The sequence below is a fragment of the Stenotrophomonas sp. YJH_SMC_106-19 genome (assembly GCF_059368375.1).
Window position 1 is genome coordinate 521,857 of sequence record NZ_JCAFRQ010000001.1, and the last position, 23,744, is coordinate 545,600.

17 protein-coding genes and 1 tRNA gene are annotated in these 23,744 nt (G+C 68.3%); 7 read left to right on the forward strand and 11 right to left on the reverse strand.

Annotated elements, in window-relative coordinates:
- Nucleotides 1–58: 58 nt before the first annotated feature.
- The 3 genes from AC5P5M_RS02395 to AC5P5M_RS02405 are packed head-to-tail and all read right to left on the reverse strand — an operon-like array spanning nt 59 to nt 6,032.
- A complete protein-coding gene (locus AC5P5M_RS02395; protein WP_495205529.1) occupies nt 59–3,913 on the reverse strand; it encodes a YhdP family protein in 3,855 nt (1,284 codons plus the stop codon).
- A gap of 30 nt (nt 3,914–3,943) precedes the next feature.
- Complete coding sequence (rng, locus tag AC5P5M_RS02400) at nt 3,944–5,431, reverse strand: ribonuclease G (RefSeq protein WP_053516779.1); 1,488 nt, start codon at nt 5,429–5,431, stop codon at nt 3,944–3,946.
- Complete coding sequence (locus AC5P5M_RS02405; protein ID WP_495205530.1) at nt 5,424–6,032, reverse strand: Maf family nucleotide pyrophosphatase; 609 nt, start codon at nt 6,030–6,032, stop codon at nt 5,424–5,426. Before AC5P5M_RS02405 ends, rng begins: the two co-directional genes overlap by 8 nt.
- A gap of 129 nt (nt 6,033–6,161) precedes the next feature.
- On the opposite strand from AC5P5M_RS02405, the gene AC5P5M_RS02410 reads away from it, so the two are divergent.
- From AC5P5M_RS02410 to AC5P5M_RS02425, 4 genes are all read left to right on the forward strand, one after another.
- Nucleotides 6,162–6,896 carry an SIMPL domain-containing protein gene (locus tag AC5P5M_RS02410; RefSeq protein WP_053516775.1) on the forward strand — a complete coding sequence of 245 codons (735 nt, stop codon included), beginning with the start codon at nt 6,162–6,164 and terminating at the stop codon, nt 6,894–6,896.
- Between the two features lie 254 nt (nt 6,897–7,150).
- Nucleotides 7,151–7,801: an energy transducer TonB gene (locus tag AC5P5M_RS02415; protein WP_065181830.1), complete on the forward strand. Its 651-nt coding sequence runs from the start codon at nt 7,151–7,153 to the stop codon at nt 7,799–7,801.
- A gap of 195 nt (nt 7,802–7,996) precedes the next feature.
- Nucleotides 7,997–10,804 carry a TonB-dependent receptor gene (locus AC5P5M_RS02420; protein WP_065174869.1) on the forward strand — a complete coding sequence of 936 codons (2,808 nt, stop codon included), beginning with the start codon at nt 7,997–7,999 and terminating at the stop codon, nt 10,802–10,804.
- A 129-nt stretch (nt 10,805–10,933) separates the two neighbouring features.
- Nucleotides 10,934–12,358, forward strand: coding sequence for a basic amino acid/polyamine antiporter (locus AC5P5M_RS02425; RefSeq protein WP_111186401.1), 1,425 nt, complete (start codon nt 10,934–10,936; stop codon nt 12,356–12,358).
- 41 nt (nt 12,359–12,399) lie between these two features.
- Here AC5P5M_RS02425 and AC5P5M_RS02430 read toward each other — a convergent pair.
- The 8 genes from AC5P5M_RS02430 to AC5P5M_RS02465 all read right to left on the reverse strand — a co-directional run bounded on the left by AC5P5M_RS02430 (nt 12,400) and on the right by AC5P5M_RS02465 (nt 19,293).
- Nucleotides 12,400–12,476 (reverse strand) — tRNA-Asn (locus tag AC5P5M_RS02430).
- 22 nt (nt 12,477–12,498) lie between these two features.
- A complete protein-coding gene (gene rlmH, locus AC5P5M_RS02435; RefSeq protein ID WP_019662111.1) occupies nt 12,499–12,969 on the reverse strand; it encodes a 23S rRNA (pseudouridine(1915)-N(3))-methyltransferase RlmH in 471 nt (156 codons plus the stop codon).
- A gap of 64 nt (nt 12,970–13,033) precedes the next feature.
- Entirely contained in the window at nt 13,034–13,444 is a 411-nt protein-coding gene (rsfS, locus tag AC5P5M_RS02440) for a ribosome silencing factor (protein WP_053520119.1), read from the reverse strand.
- Nucleotides 13,445–13,502: 58 nt separating this feature from the next.
- Nucleotides 13,503–14,168 (reverse strand): nicotinate-nucleotide adenylyltransferase, encoded by a 666-nt coding sequence (gene nadD / locus AC5P5M_RS02445; protein WP_053520120.1) that lies wholly within the window; start codon nt 14,166–14,168, stop codon nt 13,503–13,505.
- 3 nt (nt 14,169–14,171) lie between these two features.
- Complete coding sequence (gene holA / locus AC5P5M_RS02450; RefSeq protein ID WP_053520121.1) at nt 14,172–15,209, reverse strand: DNA polymerase III subunit delta; 1,038 nt, start codon at nt 15,207–15,209, stop codon at nt 14,172–14,174.
- An 11-nt stretch (nt 15,210–15,220) separates the two neighbouring features.
- A complete protein-coding gene (locus AC5P5M_RS02455) occupies nt 15,221–15,805 on the reverse strand; it encodes an LPS-assembly lipoprotein LptE (RefSeq protein ID WP_495205531.1) in 585 nt (194 codons plus the stop codon).
- Between the two features lie 137 nt (nt 15,806–15,942).
- Nucleotides 15,943–18,585, reverse strand: coding sequence for a leucine--tRNA ligase (leuS, locus tag AC5P5M_RS02460; protein WP_495205532.1), 2,643 nt, complete (start codon nt 18,583–18,585; stop codon nt 15,943–15,945).
- A 105-nt stretch (nt 18,586–18,690) separates the two neighbouring features.
- A complete protein-coding gene (locus AC5P5M_RS02465; RefSeq protein ID WP_180876099.1) occupies nt 18,691–19,293 on the reverse strand; it encodes a DUF998 domain-containing protein in 603 nt (200 codons plus the stop codon).
- 123 nt (nt 19,294–19,416) lie between these two features.
- Between AC5P5M_RS02465 and trxA the strand changes: the two genes are divergently transcribed.
- From trxA to AC5P5M_RS02480, 3 genes are all read left to right on the forward strand, one after another.
- Nucleotides 19,417–20,274, forward strand: coding sequence for a thioredoxin (gene trxA / locus AC5P5M_RS02470; protein ID WP_053520124.1), 858 nt, complete (start codon nt 19,417–19,419; stop codon nt 20,272–20,274).
- Between the two features lie 153 nt (nt 20,275–20,427).
- Nucleotides 20,428–22,092: a FecR family protein gene (locus AC5P5M_RS02475; RefSeq protein ID WP_414487850.1), complete on the forward strand. Its 1,665-nt coding sequence runs from the start codon at nt 20,428–20,430 to the stop codon at nt 22,090–22,092.
- Nucleotides 22,089–23,714, forward strand: a complete 1,626-nt coding sequence (locus AC5P5M_RS02480) for a CHASE2 domain-containing protein (RefSeq protein WP_164151999.1) — start codon at nt 22,089–22,091, stop codon at nt 23,712–23,714. The genes AC5P5M_RS02475 and AC5P5M_RS02480 overlap by 4 nt, the downstream gene beginning before the upstream one ends.
- The last annotated feature ends 30 nt before the right edge of the window (nt 23,715–23,744 follow it).

Below are 23,744 nucleotides of genomic sequence, written 5' to 3' on the forward strand. Positions count from 1 at the left end.
CTCTCGATCTGGGGATGCAGGGGCACTCAGGCAAGCCCCAGGGAATGGGAGGCCGCGCTCAGCGCGACCGCGGCAGGTCGGTCACGGCCGGTGGAAGGGTCGGCGCAGGTGCGGGAGCCGGCGGGGTCCGTTCGCGGCTGCGTTCGATCACCTCCACCTTCGGCTCCTTCCAGGGACCGGTCACCTTGTAGGTACGGGCGCCGATCTCACCCAGCGGCTTGGACAGCACCGCATTGGTCGCCGCCCCCAGCGCCGCCCCGACCGGGCCACCGGCCACTGCGCCGACCACGGTCAGCAGATTACCGGCACGCGGATTGACGTCGATGGTCTGGTCGAACTGCTGCTGGCGCAGGTCGGCCTGACCGCGGATGGTGATGTTCGCCGCAGGCCCTTCGATCAGCACCTTGTCGGTGCGGGCCACGCCCTGGCCGAACTGCAGGCTGCCCTCGATCTGATTGAACGCGAAGCCCTTGGAGAAGAAATCACGGAAGTCGAACATCAGCCGCCGCGGCAGCTGGGCCACGCTGAGCAGACCCAGCACGCGACCGGCACCGGGGTCCAGTTCCAGCAGCTGACCGTTGCGCGCATGGATATCCAGCTGGCCCTGCAGATTGCCCAGCTGGAAGTCCGACGGCCCGCCATTCCACGACGCCTGCAGCTGCGCCTGGCCGGCGCCGCCACGCAGCTGGCCACCGTAGTCGAGATTCTGCATCAGCGCGCCGAGATCCTCGCTGCGCACCTGCGCGTTCAGCTCGGTGCGGGCGCCGCTGCTGCTGCCCAGCCAGCGGCCGGTGATATCGATCTCCTGGTCGGGCGCGCGGAAGCGCAGGGTCTGCACCTCCAGGCCGTTGCCTCGCGGGCGGGTGCGCAGCACGGCCTGGCCGAGCGCCACCTTGCCGAACTTCAGGTCGGCGATGTCCAGCGCGAACGACGGCAGTTTGGCCGGATCCATGTCGTTGGCGCCGGCCTGCACCCGGGCCGGTGCCGCTGGCGCACCGGACGCGGCCGGCGGTGACTGCCAGTACACCCGGTCGAGCTGGCCGCTGATGGTGCCGCCCTCGGCATTGGGCACGCTCAGGCGGCCAGCCAGCGAAGGGCCGTCCAGGCGCACATCCAGCGCCTGCGCGCCCGGGCGCAGTTGCAGGCGGGTCTGCTCGAACACCCCTCCGATCAGCATCAAGCGGCCGACCTGCACGTCGATCGCCCGCAACGGCATCGGATCGCCGTCGCCGTCTCCGCCGCGGGCCAGGCCGATCCACTCCAACGCGTCCAGGGTCGGGCTGTGACCGTTGACCGCCAGCCCGCTGGAAGGCGGCTCGCGGTCGACCTGGCCGCTGCCCAGGGTCACCTGCACGCCGGTCTGATTGTTATGGCTGCGCGCGGCCAGGGCCAGGCGCTGGCCAAACGCCACGTCGATGCGGCCATCCCCCATCGGCAGCTGCGCAGTCACGGTGGTGGCCAGTGGCTCGTCGGCGGGCTTGTCCAGCGGGGCGGGAAGATCCAGGCGCGTGCCTGCCAGATCCGAGCGCAGGCGCAGTTCGCTGGGAGGAGCAGGCGCACCTGGCGCGACCTTCGGCAGGTTGACGGCGATGGTCCAGGGCGAGGTACCGGTGATGTAGGGCTTGAGCCAGGCCATTTCCGGCGCGCGGTCAATCAGCACGCCTGCATCAAGGCGCGCCGAAAGCTCCGACTCGAAGGCCAGCTTCGGGTCACGCACGAACCCACCCGCGCGCAGGCTCAGTTGGCCGTCCTGGCCCAGATGGCGCACCGCCAGTTGCTCGGCGGCAAAACCACCGTTGCCGTAGCGGGCCAACCCACGCATGCTGTCGAATTCCAGCGCGAAGCGCTTCTCCACCAGCTTCACGCCGGCCAGATCGACCGTGCCCTGCAGGTGCCCCCCCCCTTCGTCGGCATGCAGCGGCTGCAGCAGGTCGAAGGTCACCTGCGCCGGCCCGGTGGCGGTCAGGTTGTCCAGCGTCTCGCCGTATTCCTGGTGCAACGGGCTCTGCCGCAGCAGCGCCAGCAGCTTTCCGGCTTCGCTGCGGGTATCGGCACGCACGTACAGCGGCTGCTGGCCGAAATCCTTGATGCCGGCCTCGAAGTGCTGCACCGGCACGCCTGCCAGGTCACCGCGCCCCTGCATGTGGAAGCCAGGACCGATGAAGGCGATGTCGGCGTCAACCTGGCTCATCAGCGGCCAGTCGCGCTGGAAGCGGATGTCGCCGCGGGTGATATGGCCGGTGGCCTCGAACCGCCCGTCGTTGTTGTCGAAGGGCCAGTCGTCGAGGTCACCGGTGACCAGGCCGATACCATCACGCACCTGGCCGCCGGCCAGCGCCATGTCCAGCCAGTCGGTGGCACCCTTGCTCATCCTGGAATGGATCCAGAAGCGCTTGGCGGCCGTCATCGGTACATCGTCCAGCTTGGCCGCCAGCTGCAGCCACGGACGCGTGCCATTGCCCTGGAACCAGACACCACCGCGCAGATCGGCTGCGTAATCCGTGCCTTCCACACGCAGGGCGGCCGTGCCGATGCGCCAGCCGCCGCCTTCGTCGCGCCACCCCACCACCTGGCCTGCCAGGTGCAGGTCATGGCGCACGCCGAAGCCGGTCGGCCAATCGAACTGAAGCTCGCGCTGCGGCTGCAGCTGCAGGCGGAAGCCATCGGCGTCGCCTTCGAAATGGCCGCCCAGCCCACGCAAGCCAGGTGCGTCACCGACGCTGGCAAAACCCAGCGACTGCAGCTCGCCCTGGGCCCACAGCGGACCGTTGCGCTTGCCGGCCAGCTGCAGTTCCCGCAGATCCAGCTGCGGCTTTGACAGGAACAGCCAGCGCCGCAGGCCAGGGTCCAGGCGGTCACTCAGCGCCAGCGCACGCAGCGCGGTGCCGGCCTGCACCGCCCCGCTGCGGATGCCCAGTTGCGTGCCGACCTGCAGTTGCAGTCCATCAAGCTGCTGCGCGCCGGTGTCGTCCACCAGCCGCAGGCGCGGTACCTGCATCGCCCATCCGTCCGCCTGCCGCTGCCAGCGCAGCAGCGCCTGCATGCGCTGCAACTGCAGCCGCGGCACTGCCAGCCCCGGCATCGGTGCGCCGTCGATGCGCAGATCCCGCAGATCCGAATCGGTGGTCAGCGCCACGGGGACGAAATCGCGCAGGGTCAGCCACACATTGAGTTCGCCGCGTCCTTCACGCAGGCGCACGCCGCCGGCCGCCAGCAACGGCGACCAGGCGCGGAAATCGATGGGATCGGCGCCCAGCCATGCCTCGCCGTCGCCACGCACACGGTCCACATCCAGCACGGCGGTCAGCGGCAGTGCGTCGGTCTGGGCCCAGGCCCGCACGCCTACCCGCAGGCGGTCGCCATTGACGCGCAGGCGCAGATCGACGCGCGGCAATACGGTGTCGATGCCGAGTGCCGGGGCCTGCACGCCCAGCCGGCCGCCGATCACCTGCAGCTCGCCCAGCCGGCGCAGCGCCTCCAGCGGGTCACCACCGCTGCTGGGCTGCGGCAGGCCACGCACCGACCAGCGACCGTCCTCGCTCTGCTGCAGATCCAGGGCCAGGCCGCGCAGACGCAGCTCGGTCAAGGAACGGCCCGGCAGCAGGCCGCTGTACATCGACACCAGGATTTCAGCCTCGCCGACCGCCAGGCCCTGCCCGGCGCCGATGCGCAGGCCCTTCAGCTGCAGCAGCGGGCCACGACGGGTCCACGCCGTGTCCAGCTGGTCGAAACGGACCGGCTGGCCTGCGCGCTCGCTCAACCAGGCGGCGATCCTGTCGGGGTGTCGCTCGGCCAGCGGCAGCAGCTGGCTGAAGGTGCCCACCAGCAGCGCCAGCCCGACCAGGGCCACCGCACAGGCAGCAATGAGATGACGGCGGATCCTTCGCAGTCGCAGGCGCGGCGGCGCGCTCATCGGCCGCCGCCGACCTTCGGCCGGCGTGGATCAGAGCAGCACAACATCGAACTGCTCCTGCAGGTACTGCTCATCCGCCTGGAAGCGGATGCTCTTGCCGAGGAACTCTTCCAGCTCGGCCACCGCCGCGGATTCCTCATCGGTGATGCGCGCCACCACCTTGGTCGACGCGATCACCAGCAGGCGCGCGGCATCGAACTGGCGCACCGCGCGGGTGATCTCGCGGAAGATCTCGTAGGTGACCGTTTCGGTGGTCTTGATGGTGCCGCGACCGCTGCACTGCGGGCAGGTCTCCGACAGCTGGCGCTCCAGGCTTTCGACCGTGCGCTTGCGGGTCATCTCCACCAGGCCCAGCGGCGAGAAGTCGTAGACCGTGGTCTTGGCATGGTCCCGCGCCAGCGCCTTTTCCAGGGTTCGCAGCACCTGGCGGCGGTGCTCGGCATCGTCCATGTCGATGAAGTCGATGATGATGATGCCGCCGAGATTGCGCAGGCGCAGCTGCCTGGCCACGGCCTGCGCCGCCTCCAGGTTGGTGCGGAACACCGTCTCCTCCAGGTTGCGCTGGCCCAGGAACGACCCGGTGTTGACGTCGATGGTGGTCATCGCTTCGGTCTGGTCGATCACCAGGTAGCCACCGGACTTCAGCGGCACCTGCTTGTCCAGCGCGCGGCCGATCTCGTCCTCCACGCCGAACATGTCGAAGATCGGGCGATCGCCGGAGTACAGCTCCAGCTTCTCGGCCAGCACCGGCATGTACTTGGCCACGAAAGCCTGCAGCTGCGCGAACGTTTCCTTGGAATCGACCTTCACCTTGTCCACGTCCTTGCGGATCAGGTCGCGCACCGAACGCAGCGGCAGGCTCAGGTCTTCATAGATCACGCTGCAGGGGGTGGCGTCGCGGCCGCGGCGCTCCACCACGTTCCAGACCCGCGACAGATAGGCGATGTCCTCGGCGATGGCTTCGGCCGGCTGCCCTTCGGCGTTGGTGCGCACGATGTAGCCGTAGCCGCCGTGCTGTGCCGACAACTCGGTCACCAGCGCCTTCAGGCGCGCGCGCTCGGCCTCGTCCTCGATGCGCGCGGACACGCCCACCACTTTCGATTGCGGCAGCAGCACCATGTAGCGCGACGGGATGCTGATCTGCGTGGTCAGCCGCGCGCCCTTGGTCCCGATGGGATCCTTCACCACCTGCACCACGATGTCCTGGCCGTCGCGCAGCAGCTCGACGATCGGCACGCTGGCCGGTGGCGGCAGGGTGGTGTTCTCGGTGTCGGCACTGGCCACCGGCGCTGGCCGCACCACGTCGTTGGCATGCAGGAACGCAGCGCGCTCAAGGCCGACCTCGACGAAGGCGGCCTGCATGCCCGGCATCACCCGCTGCACCTTGCCCTTGTAGATGTTGCCGACCACACCCCGGCGCCAGCCGCGCTCGATGTGCAGTTCCTGCAGCATGCCATTCTCGATCACCGCGACCCGGGTCTCGCGTGGGGTCACATTGACCAGGATTTCCTCAGACATCTGCAGCCTCCCTGGCGGCGTTGGCAATGGGAGCCGGCCCGCCGCAGCGCGCCAGCAGACGATCGGTGTGCAGCAGCGGCAGCCCCATCACACCGGAGTAGCTGCCGGACAGGTGTTCGATCCAGCGCTCGGCCCCACCCTGGATGGCGTAGGCCCCGGCCTTGTCCAGCGGCTCACCGGTGGCCACATAGGCGGCGATGTCGGCGGCGCCGATCGCAGCGAACGTGACCTCGGACACCACCAGTTCGCTGTCCAGCCCGGCCGCGCCGACCACCACCACGGCCGTCATCACCTGGTGCGTGCGTCCGGCCAGGCGCGTCAGCATTGCCCGGGCATCGGCGGCATCGACCGGCTTGCCGAACACCTCGCCATCAAGCACGACCTCGGTATCCGAGCCCAGCACCCGTGCGTCCGGGTCATCGGCCAGCACCCGGGCCAACCCGGCGCGCGCCTTGTCGGCCGCAACCCGGCAGACGTACTGTTCGGCGCTTTCACTGGGCGCGCGCTGCTCGACAACCTCCAGGTCAAGCGCCTGGAAGGGGCGTCCGAGTCGGGCCAGCAGCTGGTTGCGTCGGGGGGAGCGGGAAGCAAGATAGAGCATCGGCACAGCATAACCTGAGGCCGCCGCCTGAATCGTCGGCAACCTGCTCCCGCGTGCCTTCAACCCCGAACGGACTCACAGCGCGTTCATCGCTACGACACCACCCTCACGCCACAACAAGGAGATCCCATGCGCCTGACCGCCTCCCCGCTGCTGCTTGCCCTGTCCCTCGCCCTTGGAGCCTCGATGTCCGCCCATGCCGCCCCGCCGCCGCCGATCGCCGCCCCGGCCGAGGGCACCCTGCTGAACATTTCGGCCAACGCCGAAGCGACCCGTGTGCCGGATGTGGCCACCCTGTCGGCCGGCGTGGTCACCCAGGCCGCCGACGGCAACAGCGCCATGCGCCAGAATGCGCAGCAGATGGACAAGGTGCTGGCCGCGATCAAGGCGGCCGGCATCGCCGAGCGCGATGTGCAGACCAGCGGCGTCAGCCTCAACCCGCAGTACCGCTATGCCGACAACGAAGCGCCGAAGATCACCGGCTACCAGGCCAGCAACACCGTCAGCCTGAAGGTCCGCGACATCGCCAAGCTGGGCCGGGTGCTCGATGCGCTGGCCGCCCAGGGCGCCAACCAGATCAACGGCCCCAGCTTCGAGATCGACCAGCCGGAGCCGGTCTATGACGAAGCCCGCTTGGCCGCGCTGAAGAAGGCACAGGCGCGCGCCCAGACCTATGCCAAGTCGCTGGGCCTGCAGGTGCGCCGCATCGTCAGCATCTCTGAAAACAGCAATGGCGGCTTCCGCCCGGTGCCGATGATGCGGGCACAGATGGCCTCGGCCGCCATGGACAAGGCCACGCCGGTCGCGCCGGGCGAATCCACCGTTTCGGTCAACCTGGACGTGGTGTTCGAGCTGGGTCGCTGACGACCCGGCACGGCGGGGGCACTGTCCGCCGGACAGCGCCCTGCCTTGATCTGCTGCCCACGGGGCCGGATGCCTTTCCAGCGGAAAGGTCTCCGGCCCCGTTGCGTAGATGAAGGCCAGTTCAACATCGCCTGACATGCCTCTAGGCAATGGCGGCCACGACGCGCTAATGCTTGGCTGCCAGCCGCGTGCGGCAAACCCCGATGGCGGCCCTGGTGCGTTGACGTCTTTCGACACTGGCACGGAGGTGGACCATGGTTCGTACGTATCCCGTTGCATCCGCGCACTTCGACCCCGCCCGCATCGCCGCCTGGAGCGCGGCCATCGCACTGCATCTGCTGGCGTTGCTGCTGCTGCTCATCCCCGCCACCTACCAGGCGGTACAGGCCCCGCGTGACACGACCACGGTCCGCTGGATCGAAAAGGTCGAGACACCGGAACCTCCGCCGATCCTGCCCACCGAACCCGAACAGGTGAAGGTCGCCCCCCGCTCCCAGGCGGTGCCGACCGCACCGGCGCTGCCAGCCCCCACCGCAACGGTCGAAGACGCGCCGGGCATCGTCCTGCCGGCCGCCGAACCGACCGCCGTGATGGCGCCGCCGACGCCGACGGCAGCTACGCCGCTGGCGGGAGCCCAGCTGCAGTACCGCAGTGCGCCGCCCCCGGCCTATCCCATCCCCGCGCTGCGCAACCGCGAACAGGGCACGGTCCTGCTGCGCGTGGAAGTGGACAGCAACGGCCAGCCTGTTGCGGTCAGCATCGAACGCAGCAGCGGCTCGCGCAGCCTGGACCAGGCCGCACGCCAGCAGGTGCTGCGCCACTGGCGGTTTGAGCCCGCCCAGCGTGACGGCGTGGCGGTGCCTGCCATCGGCATGGTGCCGGTGCAGTTCTCGCTGCCCGACTGACCGCTGCACCGGCCCGGCCTCAGGCCGGGCCGGAATCCGCGACCGGGTTTGCGAATCCGCACACCGCCCGTCCGCGCGCTGCCGATTAAGCAAAATTTCACGACTCCGTCACCTGCCGGAAACCTAGATTGGCCCGTCCCGGACCTGATCCGGCGACAGCCCTCAACGCAAGGTTTTCCAGTTAGGAGAGAAGCTGTGAAACACCCGATCCATCGGCCCGCCAGCCGCCGTGACACCCTGGCATCGTCCATCACTCACATCCTTACCGGCAGCACCCTGCTGCTGGCCGGCGCCGTGGTTTCCTCCTCCGCCTTCGCCCAGGAGCAGGCCACCAATCTCGACCGCATCACGGTCACCGGCTCGAACATCCCGCGCACCAATACCGAGACACCGTCCCCGGTGCAGGTGGTGACCCGCCAGGAGATCGACCGCACCGGCAAGACCACGGTCGCCGAATACCTGCAGACCCTGACCGCCGACGGTTCCGGCTCGATTCCCAAGACCTTCGGCAACGGCTTTGCCGGCGGCGGCGCCGGCATCTCCCTGCGTGGCCTCGGCGCCGGCTCGACGCTGGTGCTGTTGAATGGCCGCCGCATGGCCACCTACGGCCTGGCTGACGATGGCCAGAAGGTCTTCACCGATCTGAGCACCATTCCGCTGGATGCGGTGGAGCGCGTGGAAGTTCTGAAGGACGGCGCATCGGCGATCTATGGCTCCGACGCCATCGCCGGCGTGGTCAACATCATCCTGCGCAGCGATTTCCAGGGCGCGATCCTGCGCGGTTCCTACGGCGTCTCCGGCGACGGCGACGGCGATGCCAAGAAGGCGACGCTGACCGCAGGCACCGGCGACCTGGCCACCGATGGCTGGAACGCATTCTTCAGCCTGGACGTCGGCAAGACCGACGCGATCAAGATCGGCGACCGCAAGAACCGCAAGTGGATCGGCACCGGTGACATCCGTCGCTGGGGGTATTCCGCCGCCGACGCGCAGTTCCTGGGCGGTGCCTACCTGTCCGGTGGTACTGCCGGTGGCGTGGGCCCGAACGGCTCGGTGTTCGACGACCGCAATGTCGACGACGACAATCCCGCGTTCCTGGTGGCTCTGCCGGGCTGTGCCAATCTGACCAGCATTCCCGGCCAGACCGATGCGACCGCACAGCAGCAGGGCTGCCTGTGGGATCCGGCGCAGAAGTTCCGTGACCTGAGCCCGGAAGAGAAGTACATCAACGTGTTCGGACGTGCCAGCTTCGCCTTCGGCGAAGGCGGCGAGATCTACACCGAGATCGGCTACTCGAAGAAGGAAACCACCTTCAGCAACACGCCCTCGGGCGTGTCCGGCGGCTGGGGCTACCCGGAAGGACCGGTCAACGCCAACAGCGGTTCCGGTGCCACCGTGCTCGGCCCGGATCATCCGGACAACCCGATTCCCGGCCAGGCCTCGCGCCTGCGCTATTCGGCCTGGGACGTTGGTCCGCGCGTGACCAACAACACCAACGAGTTCAACCGCTTCCTGGTGGGCGTCAAGGGCAACTGGGGCGACTGGAACTATGACACCGCCTACCTGCACTCCGGCACCGACCTGATCAACCGTCGTACCGGCTTCCTGCACTACGACAACGTCCGCTGTGCACTGGCCAACCCGAACTGTGCCGGTGGCGTATGGCGCATCGGCGACAACGCCAACCTCAACTCGCAGGCGCTGTACGATTTCATCTCGCCGGAGATCAGTGCACGCGCCAAGTCCAGCCTGGACATGTTCGACTTCACCGTGTCGCGCAGCCTGATGGACCTCAAGGGTGGCCCGCTCGGCCTGGCGATGGGCACCGAGTGGCGCAAGACCAGCAACAGCCTGACCCCGCAGACGTTCACCGACACCGGCGACATCATCGGCCTGGGCTACTCGGCCTATGACGGTACCCAGAACGTGTACGCCGGATACGTCGAACTGTCCGCGCCGGTGCTGGAACAGCTGGAGCTGTCCGGTGCACTGCGCTACGACAAGTACGAGAGCGGTGAAGGCAAGGCGACGCCGAAGCTGGGCGTGAAGTGGACCCCGGCCGACTGGATCGCGCTGCGCGCCAGCTACGCCGAAGGTTTCCGCGCGCCGAACCCGGCCGAGAACGGCGACGGTGGCCTGGCCGCCTTCTCCAACGCCCGCGACCCGGTGCGCTGCGCCATCAGTGAAGCCGAATGCACCGCACGCTCGGTGGCGATCATCACCCGCCCCAACAGCGACCTGAAGCCGGAGGAATCCAAGAGCTATTCGGTGGGTATCGTGCTGCAGCCGACCTCCTCCACCTCGATGACGGTGGATGCGTGGCAGATCAAGCGCACCAACGAAATCGCCCAGGGCAGCACCGCCGACGCCATTGCCGCCGGCAACGTCCTGCGCGACACCAACCTGCTCAACGGCATTGCCGGCACCGGCAGCATCCTGGCGGTCAACACGCAGTACATCAACGCCGCTTCCACCCGCGTGCGCGGTATCGACACCGATATCCGCCAGACCTTCGATATCGGTCCGGGCCAGCTGGAAATGGATCTGCAGTGGAGCCATGTGCTGAAGTTCGAGCGCACCGATGCCGATGTGACGGTCGACTACGCCGGCACCCACGGCAACTGCGACGTCACCAACTGCATCGGCACGCCGAAGGACCGCATCAACTTCGGCACCACCTGGAGGCAGGGCCCGTGGAGTGTCAGCGGCGTCGCCAACTACATCAGCAAGCTGGAGAACAAGGACCGCCGTGGCGGCGACTACCTGGCGTTCTACGAGGATGGCTCGCCGGTCGAGAAGATCTCCTCGTTCACCACCTTCGACCTGTCCGGTCGTTGGAACATCACCGAAGCCTTTGAACTGAACGCATCGGTGCAGAACGTGTTTGATCGCATCGCACCGCTCGATCCGACCACCTATGGCGGCGTGAACTACAACCCGCTGCACTTCAGCGGAGCCATCGGCCGCTACTTCACGGTCGGTGCCAAGTACACCTTCAACTGATCGTCGCTGCAGCATCACCTTCGGAGGCCCGGGCACATGCCCGGGCCTCCGTCGTTGCAGATGTTGCATGCGGCTTCACGGCACTGCCGCTACTGTGCCCCTGCGGCCGCGCTGCCGCAGGGGAGATTCATGGCTGCGACCTCACAACGGCTGGGCCTGGCTGCACTGACCGCTCTGGTGGTCGGCTCGATGGTCGGCGCCGGCATCTTTTCCCTGCCACAGAACGTGGCGCGCAGCGCCGGTCCGGCCGCCGCGATCATCGGCTGGGCGGTGAGTGGCGCCGGCATGCTGATGCTCGCCTTCGTGTTCCAGGCCCTGGCCAACCGCCGGCCGGACCTCGATACCGGCATCTACGCGTATGCGCGGGAAGGCTTCGGCAACTACATCGGCTTCTCCGCGGCATGGGGCTACTGGGTTGCCTCGGTACTCGGCAACGCCAGCTTCTTCGTGCTGATCTTCAGTGGCCTCGGCCACTTCATGCCGGTGTTCGGTGAAGGCAATACGCCGGCAGCGGTGGCCGCCTCGTCGCTGTTGCTATGGACCGTGCACCTGCTGGTGCTGCGCGGCCTGCGCACTGCCGCCATCGTCAACGGCCTGGTCACGGTGGCCAAGCTGCTGCCCATTGCGTTGTTCCTCATCCTGGCCGCCGGCGCGTTCCGCATGGACGTGTTCGGCGCCGATTTCCTGGGTACCCCCGCACTTGGCGATCTCGGCCAGCAGCTGCGCGGCATGATGCTGGTGACCGTATGGGTGTTCATCGGCATCGAAGGCGCCAGCATCTATTCCCGGCGCGCTGCGCGTCGTGCCGATGTAGGGCGCGCGACCGTGATCGGCTTTCTCGGCGTATGGCTGCTGCTGGTCCTGGTGAGCCTGTTGTCGATGGGCGTGCTGTCGCAGGCCGAGCTGGCCGCCCTGCCCAATCCATCGATGGCCTACGTGCTGCGCGCCATCGTCGGCGAATGGGGCGCGACCGTGATCATCATCGGTTCGATCATCTCGGTGCTTGGCGCCCTGCTGGCCTGGGTACTGCTGTGCGCCGAGGTGCTGTATGCGGCTGCCGGCGACGGCACCATGCCCGCGTTCCTTGGCCGCGAGAATGCGCGCGGCGTGCCGGCCAATGCGCTCTGGCTGAGCAACGGCCTGATCCAGTTGTTCCTGCTGCTGGTGCTGGTGAATTCCGGCAGCTATACCGGCCTGGTACTGCTGGCTGCATCGATGAGCCTGGTGCCCTATTTCCTGTCCACGGCATTCGGCGTGCAGCTGGCCTGGCGTGGTCAGGCCTATGCGGGCGGCGAAGCAGGAATCCGCTGGCGCGACTTCAGCGTCGCGCTGCTGGCGAGCGCATACGCGCTGTGGCTTGTTTATGCCGGTGGCCTGCACAACCTGCTGCTGTCGGTGCTGTTGTATGTACCGGGCGTAGCGCTGTTCACGCTGACCCGTCGCCAGCGTGGCGAACAGGTGTTCACGCCTTGGGAGTGGGTGCTGTTCGGCGCCATCCTGGCCGTTGCGATCGCCACACTGATGGCGTTCTGGCGAGGAGCGCTGACTCTGTAGAGCAAAAAAAACCTGCATCTCGCGATGCAGGTTTCTGAAAGTGGCGCCCGAAGTTGGACTCGAACCAACGACCCCCTGATTAACAGTCAAGTGCTCTAACCGGCTGAGCTATTCGGGCAGACGAACAGTATAACGGCTCTTCACGCGCGATGGTAGGGGTGATTTGCAATCATTGCGGCGGCCCGGTACAGCTGTTCCGCCACGACCAACCGCACCAGCATGTGCGGCAGCGTGAGCGGACCAATCGACCACTTCTCGTCGGCCAATGCCGAAACTTCGGGCGAATGCCCCTCGGGACCGCCGATCAGGAACGCCAGGTCCCTGCCCTGTCCCCGCCAATGCTCCAGGCGCTGCGCCAGCTGTTCGGAACTGAGCTGGCGGCCGGGCACATCCAGCGCCACGACGTAGGCATTCTTCGGCAGCGCGGCGATCACCCGCCGGCCCTCGTCCTCGGTGGCACGGCGTGGATCGCGGCCTTTGCCGCGCAGGCCGGGCTCGATCTCGACCAGCTCGAACGGCAGCCAGTGCGAGAGCCGCTTCTGGTACTCGGCGAACCCCTGCGCGACCCAACTGGGTGCGCGTTCACCGGTGGCGATCAGGCGGGCTTTCATCAGCGCTCCTCGAAAACGTCGACGGCGCCATCGGCGCCGTCGAAGGGATGCATCAACGTGCGGCTCAGGCCACTTCGTCGTCGCTGGACGGCGGCTGGTCACCGACCGTCCACAGGCGCTCGAGGGCGTAGAACTCACGCACGCGCGGCAGCATCACGTGGACGATCACGTCGCCCAGATCGACCAGTACCCACTCGGCTTCGCGCTCGCCCTCAACCCCGAGCGGCATCACGTCGATCTTCTTGGCGAAGCGCACGACCTCGTCGGCGATCGACTTGACGTGGCGGGTCGAAGTACCCGAGACGATCACCAGGTAATCGGCAACGCTGGACCGGCCGCGCACGTCGATCTCGACCAGGTCCTTGGCCTTCAGGTCTTCGGTGGCTTGACGGACACTGGCCAGCAGTTCCGGCACGGACGGCGGCGGGCTGGGCAGATCGACCTTGATGGTCTGGGGCTGGGTCTGGTTGCTCAAAGTGGATCGACTCGATAAACGTGGGGGCGATTATACGGGGATGGCGCGGTCGCGGCATTCACGGTGTTGCCGGATGGTACAGCCGCTGCGCGGCCACGTAGTCGGCCACCGCCGGCGGCAGCAGGGCACGCCAGGGCCCTGCCGCGGCGATCTGCGCGCGCACGGCGCTGGCCGATTCCCCGCGCAACGGATGGTGCAGGCGCAGGATGCGGCCGGCCGGACTGGCAAACAGGTCCTGTTCGCTGTCGGCCCACCGCCCTTCCAAGACACGGCCGAGCTCGCCGTCGACCGAGGCCTGCAGTGGACTGCCCGGCCGCTCCGCCACCACGAAGTGGGCCAGGCCGAACAGCGCCTCCCACTCATGCCAGCCGGGCAGGCCCAGCAGGCTGTCGGCGCCGACCAGCCAGGCCAGGGGCCGGCTGGGACCGAGCTCGCCGCGCAGTTCGCGCAGGGTATCGACGGTGTAGGACGGGCGACCGGGAAAGCGCGCGGCCCGATCCAGTTCGTGCCGGTCCAGCAGCAGCCCCGGCTCGTCGCCGATGGCCAGCGACAGCATCGTGCAGCGCTGTTCGGCGGTCGCGCCGGGAACCGGGCGGTGCGGTGGATCGGCCGCCGGCAGCATCCGCACCGCGACCTGCAGCTCATCGCGCGCGGCGCGCGCGATCGCCAGGTGCCCCAGGTGCACCGGATCGAAGGTGCCCCCGTAATAGACCCGCAGGCTCATCGATCAGGCCCGGGCCAGCAGCCGCACGGCGCGCGGCTCGGCCACGGCCACCAGCAGGCGCTCCAGCGCCAGCCAGGCGTCGCCGTCGGCGCGCCCCTTGGCGATGCGGTCGACCAGCCCGGCCTCGGCCACGAAACGTTCCCAGCGCTTGCCTTCCGGATGCCGCTGCAGCGCACGCTTGTACGGTGCCTGCCGCGACTCCCAGATGCCGCGCGATTTCATCTCGGCGGCAAGGTTGCCACCGCGTGCCTGCACCCGCGCCAGCCCGGCACCTGCCAGCAGTTCCCGGATCACGATCGGCATCAGCGCGGCCACCGCCTCGCCTTCGCCGCGCAGGCCGGCAAGCATACGCAGCACCGCCGCCGGTTGCCCGGAGAACGTGGCTTCCACCAGCCGGAATACGTCATAGCGGGCGGCATCGGCCACCAGCGATTCCATCCGTTCCACGTCCAGCGCGTGCCCATCGGCCAGCAGCGCCAGCTTGTCGATCTCCTGCGCCGCGGCAAGCAGATTGCCTTCCACGCGCTCGGCCAGGCGCTGCACTGCGGCCGGATCCGCGCGCAGGCCTTTGCTGCGCAGGCGACGCTCGATCCAGTCGGGCAGTTCATGCGGCTTGATCGCCCAGGCCACCGACAGCACGCCGACCCGGCCCACCGCTTCAGCCCACTTGCCCTGGTGCGCCTTGCTCCATTCGTTGGCGGTGATCATCAGCACGACGTCCGGTGCCGGATCGGCACAGAACCGGCTGATCACCTCGGCGCCGTCCTTGCCCGGCTTGCCACTGGGCAACCGCACTTCCACCAGGCGACGGGCACTGAACAGGCTCGGCGCGTTGAAGCTGGCGTCGAGCTGGCCCCAGTCGAAGTCGCGACCATCGGCGTCGAACACCTCGCGCTCACCGATGCCGGCGGCGCGCGCCCGCGCACGGACCGCGTCGGCGGCTTCCAGCACGCGCAGCGTCTCAGGGCCGGCGATCAGGTAGACCGGCGAAAGCGGGGTATCAGCGCCCTGGCTGGCCAGCTGCTCCGGACGCAGTTCCATGCCGGTCCCGGTCAGGGCTTGATGGCCGGTGCCGGTGTCGGCTCGGCCGGAACCGCAGGATGGACCGGCTTCGGCGCGGACAGGCTGCCCCCCTTCGCGACTTCGGCACGGACCACGCTGTCGATGCGGCGGATGATCGAGGCCGACATCTCCCGGCGCAGTTCATCGGCCAGGATCTCGCGCTCGGTGGTGGTACCGGTCGCGTCGGTGGGCGGCGACACGTAGTCGCGCGACAGTTCGATCACCTGCTGCGGCACCAGTTCGCTGCCATCCTCGCGCCGGAAGATGAAGATCACCGCGTAGCGCAGGCTGTATTCCTGCGCACGACCCTGCGAGTCGATCGCGATCGGCAGGTCGCCCCAGCGCTCGGACAACACTTGCAGCTGGGTGCTGGGTTCGTTGCCATCCTCGCTTGCCAGCTTGGCGCCGGACGCCTGCAGACTGCGGTTGAGCAGCTTGACCAGTTCACTGTACGGGGCCGTGGAGACCACCTTCACCGGCGCGGTGTCGGTCGGCAACATCAGCTTGTTGCGCAGATGGAAGCCACAGCCGGCAAGGCCGAGGACAAGAACGAGGGCAAGCAGGAGTCGGGTCATGGAGAACAGTCTGGCGGAGCCGGGCGATCACGGCAACAGACAGCGTGCCCGAGACCGCGTGAACGCAGGGCCATCAACCGCATGCCCCCGCGTTGCTGGAACACCGGCCGCCGGGAGGGCGGCCGGTGCGGGGTACATCAGGCGGCGACGATGTTCACGATCTTGCCCGGGACGATGATGATCTTGCGCACCGTCAGGCCTTCCATGAACTTCGCTGCATTCGGCTCGGCCAGGGCCAGCGCCTCGACCTGCTCGCGAGCGGCATCGGCGGCCACTTCGATGGTGCCGCGCAGCTTGCCGTTGACCTGCACGGCCAGGGTCAGCGCGTCGCGCACCAGCGCGCTGGCGTCGGCCTGCGGGAACGGCTGGTCCTCCAGCAGCGTCTCGCCATGGCCAAGCACCTGCCACAGGGCGTGGCTGGCATGCGGGGTGATCGGATTCAGCAGCAGCACGATGGCCTGCAGTGCTTCCTGACGCACCGCGCGGCCCTGTTCGCTGCCGTCCTCGAACTTGGCCAGCGCGTTCATCAGTTCCATCACCGCAGCGATCGCGGTGTTGAAGCTGTGGCGGCGGCCATAGTCGTCGCCGACCTTGCCGATGGTCTCGTGGGTCTTGCGGCGCAGCGCCTTCTGGCCACCGTCCAGCGCGGCCACGTCCAGCGCGGGGGCGGCACCCTCGGCGGCATGCTTCTGCACCTGGGCCCACAGGCGACGCAGGAAGCGGGCCATGCCGTCCACGCCGGCCTCGTTCCACTCCAGCGACTGTTCCGGCGGTGCGGCGAACATCGAGAACAGCCGCACGGTGTCGGCGCCATACTTGCCGACCATCGCCTGCGGGTCCACGCCGTTGTTCTTCGACTTGGACATCTTCTCGGTGCCACCGACCACCACCGGCTGACCGTCGGCGATCAGGGTCGCGCCGGTGATGCGGCCGCGCTCGTCACGCTGCACTTCCACGTCGGCGGGATTGATCCAGTCCTTGGAACCGTCCGAGTTCGGACGGTAATAGGTCTCGGCGATCACCATGCCCTGGCACAGCAGATTGCGGGCCGGTTCGTTGCTGTCCACCATCCGCGCGTCACGCAGCAGCTTGTGGTAGAAGCGGAAGTACATCAGATGCAGGATCGCGTGCTCGATGCCACCGATGTACTGGTCCACCGGCAGCCAGTAGTTGCCGCGCTTGTCCACGGCATCACGCGCGCCCGGCGAGGTGTAGCGCGCGTAGTACCAGCTCGACTCCATGAAGGTGTCGAAGGTATCGGTCTCGCGCTCGGCTGCACCGCCGCACTCCGGGCAGGTGGTCTTGCGCCACTCCGGGTCGGTCTTGATCGGCGAACCGGTGCCGGAGAACGCGACGTCCTCCGGCAGCACCACCGGCAGCTGCTCTTCCGGCACCGGTACCGCGCCGCACTTGGCGCAGTAGATCACCGGAATCGGGCAGCCCCAGTAGCGCTGGCGGCTCACGCCCCAGTCGCGCAGGCGGTAGTTGACGCGGCGCTGCCCCTGCGCCTTGCGCTCGAAACGCTCGGCCAGGGCTTCAAAGGCGCCCTGGAAATCCAGCCCGTCGAACTCGGCCGAATTGATCAGTTCGAAGGCACGGTTCTTGTCGCTGTACCAGTCCTGCCAGCGCGCGCCATCCCAATTGCGCTCGTCGTCATTGCGCGGATCCTTCAGCGCGATGACCTGCACGATCGGCAGGCCGTACTTGTTGGCCACTTCGTTGTCGCGCTGGTCATGGCCGGGCACGGCCATCACCGCACCGGTGCCATAGCCCATCAGCACGAAGTTGGCGACCCACACCGGCACCTTCTCGCCGGTGACCGGATGGATGGCGCGCAGGCCGGTATCCATGCCGCGCTTTTCCTGGGTTTCCAGCTCGGCCTCGGACACGCCGCCCTGCTTCATTTCCGACAGCAGCGCGGCCAGTTCCGGATTGTTCTTCGCTGCGTGCAGCGCCAGCGGGTGCTCGGCGGCGATCGAGACGAAGGTCACGCCCATCACGGTGTCCGGGCGGGTGGTGAACACGCGCAGCGGATCCAGCGCGCTGCCATCGACGTCGCGCACGTCGAACTGGATCTCCAGGCCCTCGGAACGACCGATCCAGTTGCGCTGCATGGTCTTGACCGATTCCGGCCAGCCGTCCAGCTCGTCCAGGCCGTCCAGCAGCTCCTGGGCGTAATCGGTGATGCGCAGGAACCACTGCGGAATCTCACGCTTCTCGACCAGCGCACCGGAACGCCAGCCACGGCCGTCGATGACCTGCTCGTTGGCCAGCACGGTCTGGTCGACCGGGTCCCAGTTCACCACCGCGTTGCGGCGGTAGGCCAGGCCCTTGCGCATCAGACGGGTGAACATGCGCTGCTCGTGGACGTAATAGTCCGGGCGGCAGGTGGCGAACTCGCGCGACCAGTCGATGGCATAACCCAGCGACTTCAGCTGGCTGCGCATGTGGTCGATGTTCTTGTAGGTCCACGCCGCCGGCGCGGTTCTGTTCTTGATCGCCGCGTTTTCTGCCGGCAGGCCGAACGCGTCCCAGCCCATCGGCTGCAGCACGTTGTGGCCGGTCATGCGCTTGTAGCGGCTGATCACGTCACCGATCGTGTAATTGCGCACGTGCCCCATGTGCAGCGCACCGGACGGGTACGGAAGCATCGACAGGCAGTAGTACTTCGGCTTGTCGGAAGTCTCGTCGACCTCGAACGCGCGGGTGGCGTCCCAGTACTGCTGGGCGGCGGATTCAACCTGCTGCGGGTCGTAGGCGTTGGGTTCAGCGCTGGTCATGGAACACGCGGATGCGGCGGCAAAGCGGTACAGCGTACCGCAGTGCGGCAAACGTCTCCAATCCTGTCCGACGGCTGTGGGCCCGGTGGCGGCCCCGCGACCGTCTCAACGGGCCCGCGACAGCGGCAGCGCCAACGCCAGCCAGACCGCCCAGCAGGCGAAGGCCAGCCGCTGCGACAGAGGCGCCGGCAGCACGCCCTGCAGGGCGAAGGCTGCCAACGCGGCAACCACACCACAGGCCAGCGCCACCCAGCCCAATGCCCGGCCCTGTGTGTCGCGCAGGCGCGCCGTGCCCAGCAGCAGGGCGCCGGCAACGAAGCCCAGCACCCATACCATCCAGGCGCTGGCATGCAGCTGGCTGGCCAGCCCGTGCAGGTCATCCACATCCAGCGGCAGCACGCCCATGGCGGCGAACGCCAGGCCGGCCAGCAGCAGCATCTGGCTGCCCACACGCGGGGCCCAGCCCGCGGTGGCCGGCAGCTGCCGGCGCAGGCATTCGGCCACCACCACCGCCAGCAGGCCCGGCAGCATGAAGCCCAGCAGATTGAAGCCCAGGGCATGCGGCATCCCCTGCGCGCCCAGCAACGCCACCGGATGGCGGGCCTGCGCATAGCCGTCGAGGCCGGCACCGAAGCCGATGACCGCAGCCACGAAGACGAGTGCGGCGATCACGCCCGACAGGCGCAGCAAGGGGGACGGCGACGACATGCAGGCTCCACGACAGTGGCAACAGGAAGGCCGCATTGTCGGCCATTTGCAGCGGCCCGGGTTGAGACGGACAGGTTCCGCCACCATAGAATCCCTCTCCAGATGCCAAGCGATGCCTCTTCCATGACCGAGACGACCTACGTATTCGACGCCACCACTGCGACCTTCGAGGCCGAAGTCCTGCAGAAGTCGCTGCAGACGCCGGTGCTGGTCGATTTCTGGGCCACCTGGTGCGGTCCGTGCAAGACGCTGGGACCGATGCTGGAAAAGCTGGCCGGCGAGTACAACGGCGCCTTTGAGCTGGCCAAGGTCGATGTCGACAAGGAACAGCAGATCGCTGCCGCCTTCCAGATCCGCTCGGTGCCGACCGTGTTCCTGGTCAAGGACGGGCAGCTGGTGGACGGCTTCCCCGGCGCCATCCCGGAGGGCCAGCTGCGCGAGTTCCTGGCCCAGCACGGCATCGTCCCCGCTGATGTCGGCGATACGGTCAGCGAGGAGGAAGCACCGCTGGACCCACAGGCACAGGTGGACGTGCTGCGCGCGCAGATCGCCGCCGAACCGGACAAGGACGAGCTGAAGCTCGACCTGGCCCTGGCCCTGCTGCAGATCGGCGGCGTGGATGAAGCCGGTACGCTGATCGACCGCCTGCCGGCCAACCTGGCCACCGACGACCGCGCCGTGCGCGCCCGTGCACGCCTGGCCTTCGCGTCCGCACTCAAGGACGCCCCGGCCGCCGAGGTGCTCGAATCACGCATCGCCGCCGATGGCAGCGACCTCAAGGCGCGCCATCTGCGGGGCGTGCAGCTGCTGCTGGAGGGCCAGGACGAGGCGGCCCTGGCCCAGTTCCTGGAAATGCTGCGGATCGACCGCGGTTTCGAGGACGGATTGCCGCGAAGGACCCTGATCGACGCCTTCAATGTGATCTCCGACGAGGACCTGGTCGGGCAGTACCGCAGGAAGATGGCCTCGCTGCTGTTCTGAACGGAAGCCTGTCCCGTTCAGAATCCCTGCACTGAACGCGGGCGATAATGTGATCGATGGCGGCCGTTCGGCCGCCGCGATCCATTCGGGGGGATGAGGGTCGGGGCCATTGGGTCTTGCTGCTGCGCCTCCGCATTGCCGGGACTGCAAACTGTGACCTTCGTCCGCACTTCGCCTTTCATTACGCGCCTCCAACGTGTCCTGCTGTGTGCCCTCCTGCTGCTGCCGGCCATCGCCGCCGCACAGGACTGGAACTACCGGGTCCGTCCCGGTGACACCCTCTGGGACCTGGGTGGCCTGTACCTGAAGCCTTCCGTGCCCTGGCAGCAGCTGCAGCAGCACAACCGCATCGCCAATCCCTATCAGCTGCCGCCGGGCCAGCTGCTGCGCTTCCCGATCAGCTGGCTGCGCACCGAGCCTGCGCCGGCACGGGTCCTGTCCGTGCGCGGCAAGGTCGGGCTGGTGGGCGGCGATGGCAGCGCCACCCGCGCGGTGCGGGCCGGAGAGCAGCTGCGCATCGGCGACACCGTGGAAACCGAAGGCGACTCCAGCATCACCCTCGAATTCGCCGATGCCTCGCGGTTGCAGCTGCGCGAGTATTCGCGCCTGCGCCTGGACCAGCTCAGCCGCTACGGCCGCACCGGCATGGTCGATACCCGCCTGCGCCTGCAGCAGGGCCGCGCCAGCAACCGGGTCACCCCGGCACGTGGCCCGGCATCGCGCTACATCATCGATGCACCGACGGCGACCAGCAGCGTGCGCGGCACGGTCTTCCGCGTCAGCGCCGGCGATGGCGAGGCCGGCCGGATCGGTGCCACCGAAGTGCTGGAAGGACGGGTGCAGGTCGCCAACACCCACGGCCAGCGCCTTGTCCATCCGGGTCAGGCCAGCCGCAACGCCAGCGCCGACAAGGCGCCCGCCGCCGTGGCCGCGCTGCTGCCGGCGCCGACGCTGCGTCAGGATGAGCTGAGACTGGCCCCCCTGCCGAGCCTGCTGGCCTGGGACCCGGTCGCCGGGGCCGACCACTACCGGGTGGAGGTGGTGCAGGCGGCCACCCCGGAAATCCTGCTATTCGCCGCCACCACCGCCGACACGCGACTGGCGATCGGCGATCTGCCGCCCGGCGAGCTGCGTGTGCTGCTGCGTGCGGTCGACGCACAGGGCGTGGAGGGCCTGGACGCCAGTGCCGACTTCGAACTCAGCGACCAACCGCCGCCGCCGTTGACCGTCTCTCCGCTGCACGGCCAGACCGTCAACAGCGATCGCCCCCGGTTCCGCTGGACCCAGGCCCCGGGCGCGAGCAGCAGCGTGCTGCAGGTCGCTGCAGAACCGACGTTCACGCAGCCGCTGCAGGAGCAGGCCAGCACCGGTACCGACCTGCGCCTGACGCAGCCCCTGCCGCCGGGCCAGTACTACTGGCGCGTTGCCTCGCGCGATGACAACGGCCACCAGGGGCGCTATGGACAAGCGCTGCCACTGCAGCTGACCAACGAACCGGTGGACCCTGCCCTGCAGCCGCCCGAGGCGGCGCATGGCCAACTGACCCTGCGCTGGCAGGCCGGCAGCGAAGGCCAGCGCTACCGCGTGCAGGTGGATCGTCGTGGCGACTTCGCCAGCCCGATGCTCGATGAAACCGTCGAGCAGCCCCAGGTCAGCTTCAAGCGGCCATGGAGCGGCACCCTGCACGTGCGCGTGCAGTACATCGACGACGACGGGCACGCAGGCGATTTCTCGCCCGCGCAGCAGGTCAAGCTGCCCTGCCGCCTGTGCTACGGCGCCGGCGGCGGCGGTGCGCTGCTGCTCTGGCTGTTGTTATGAGGCGTTCGCCGCTTCCATGGTCCCGACGGATCGCACTGGCCGTGTTGGCCGGTGTGCTGACCGCCGTGGCCAGCCATGGCCAGTGGCTGTGGCGCCAGGATGAAGCGGCCTACGACGCGATGGTCGGCGGCTGGGACTATCGACCCGACCCCAGCGTGCTGATCATCGCCATCGACGAAGGCAGCCTGCAGCGCATCGGCCAATGGCCATGGCCGCGCTCGGTACATGCGCGCCTGCTTGATCGCCTTACCGACGCCGGCGCCGAACGCATCGCACTGGACCTGATGCTGTCAGAACCCGACCGCCGCGACAGCCGCCAGGACGAAATCCTGGCCGCCGCGATCCGGCGCAATGGCCACGTCGTACTGCCCGTGCTGGCGGCGCCGGCAGCCGGCGACCGCATGGCCGAGGAACTGCTGCCCATTCCACTGATCGCGGCCAGCGCTGCGGCGATCGGCCACAGCGATGTCGAAGTGGATGGCGATGGCGTCGCCCGTGGGGTGTACCTGCGCGCCGGCATCGGCCAGCCGCATTGGCCTGCGCTGGGCCTGGCCCTGGCCGGACTGCCCGCCAGCGCGATCGACGGCCTGCCGGATCCCGAGCCGGAGGTCGATTCCCCCTATCAGTGGCGCCGCGACGATTACGTGCGGGTGCGCTACGCCGGCCCGCCGGAACGATTGCCGCAGGTGTCCTATGCCGACGTGCTCGAGGGCCACGTGGACATGGCGATGCTGCATGGGCGACGCATCGTGGTCGGAATGACCGCCAGCGGCATCGCCCCGCGCCTGCTCACGCCGACCACGCGCGAGTACTGGATGAGCGGCAGCGAGTACCAGGCCAACATCGCCTCGATGCTGCTGCAGGGCAGGCAGATCCACGTCCTGCCACGGTTCTGCCAGGACGCCATCGGTGGCCTGCTGGTGGCGCTGTGCGTGATCCTCCTCGGCCTGCGCCTGCCCTGGCTGACGGCGCTCTGTTCGCTGCCGCTGGCCCCGCTGCTGAGCTGGGCGCTGCTGCGCGCCGGCAACCTGTGGTGGGCACCGGCCAGCGCGATGCTGGGCATCGTGCTGGTGCTGCTGGCCTGGGCGATATGGCGGATCGCGGCCTGGCACCGGCTGGCCAACCGTGATGCGCTGACCGGCCTGGGCAACCGGCTGCGTTTCGAACAGTCGCTGCAGCAGGAATGCGATGCCGCACGGCGCAGCGGCAAGCCGCTCACGCTCGCGCTGATCGACGTCGATCACTTCAAGCACCACAACGACCGTCACGGTCACCAGGTCGGCGATCGCGTACTGCGCGAAGTGGCGCGGCAGATCGCCGCCCACGCGCGTCGCCCGCGCGACAAGGCGGCACGCTACGGCGGCGATGAGTTCGCGCTGGTGCTGCCGGATACGCCGGCCGAGGGCGCGCGGCAGGTGATCGAAGACCTCATCCAGAGCATCCGCGCCCTGCCCGCACCGGGCGAAGGCCATGGCGGCGGCATCACCCTGACCATCGGCGTCTATACCCGCATCCCCAACGGCGAGCTGCAACCCCACCATTTCGTGGAAGGTGCCGACGCGGCGCTGTACCAGGCCAAGGCCAATGGTCGCGACGGCTACGTGATCGACGCCGCAGGGTGACACGCGCCGCGCCGCGCACAGCTACAACAT

Bases quoted from the DNA above. Each gene is read 5' to 3' on its own strand.
- AC5P5M_RS02395 (WP_495205529.1), bottom strand. From the start codon at position 3,913: ATGAGCGCGCCGCCGCGCCTGCGACTGCGAAGGATCCGCCGTCATCTC.
- rng (WP_053516779.1), bottom strand. From the start codon at position 5,431: ATGTCTGAGGAAATCCTGGTCAATGTGACCCCACGCGAGACCCGGGTC.
- AC5P5M_RS02405 (WP_495205530.1), bottom strand. From the start codon at position 6,032: ATGCTCTATCTTGCTTCCCGCTCCCCCCGACGCAACCAGCTGCTGGCC.
- AC5P5M_RS02410 (WP_053516775.1), top strand. From the start codon at position 6,162: ATGCGCCTGACCGCCTCCCCGCTGCTGCTTGCCCTGTCCCTCGCCCTT.
- AC5P5M_RS02415 (WP_065181830.1), top strand. From the start codon at position 7,151: ATGGTTCGTACGTATCCCGTTGCATCCGCGCACTTCGACCCCGCCCGC.
- AC5P5M_RS02425 (WP_111186401.1), top strand. From the start codon at position 10,934: ATGGCTGCGACCTCACAACGGCTGGGCCTGGCTGCACTGACCGCTCTG.
- rlmH (WP_019662111.1), bottom strand. From the start codon at position 12,969: ATGAAAGCCCGCCTGATCGCCACCGGTGAACGCGCACCCAGTTGGGTC.
- nadD (WP_053520120.1), bottom strand. From the start codon at position 14,168: ATGAGCCTGCGGGTCTATTACGGGGGCACCTTCGATCCGGTGCACCTG.
- holA (WP_053520121.1), bottom strand. From the start codon at position 15,209: ATGGAACTGCGTCCGGAGCAGCTGGCCAGCCAGGGCGCTGATACCCCG.
- AC5P5M_RS02455 (WP_495205531.1), bottom strand. From the start codon at position 15,805: ATGACCCGACTCCTGCTTGCCCTCGTTCTTGTCCTCGGCCTTGCCGGC.
- leuS (WP_495205532.1), bottom strand. From the start codon at position 18,585: ATGACCAGCGCTGAACCCAACGCCTACGACCCGCAGCAGGTTGAATCC.
- AC5P5M_RS02465 (WP_180876099.1), bottom strand. From the start codon at position 19,293: ATGTCGTCGCCGTCCCCCTTGCTGCGCCTGTCGGGCGTGATCGCCGCA.
- trxA (WP_053520124.1), top strand. From the start codon at position 19,417: ATGACCGAGACGACCTACGTATTCGACGCCACCACTGCGACCTTCGAG.
- AC5P5M_RS02480 (WP_164151999.1), top strand. From the start codon at position 22,089: ATGAGGCGTTCGCCGCTTCCATGGTCCCGACGGATCGCACTGGCCGTG.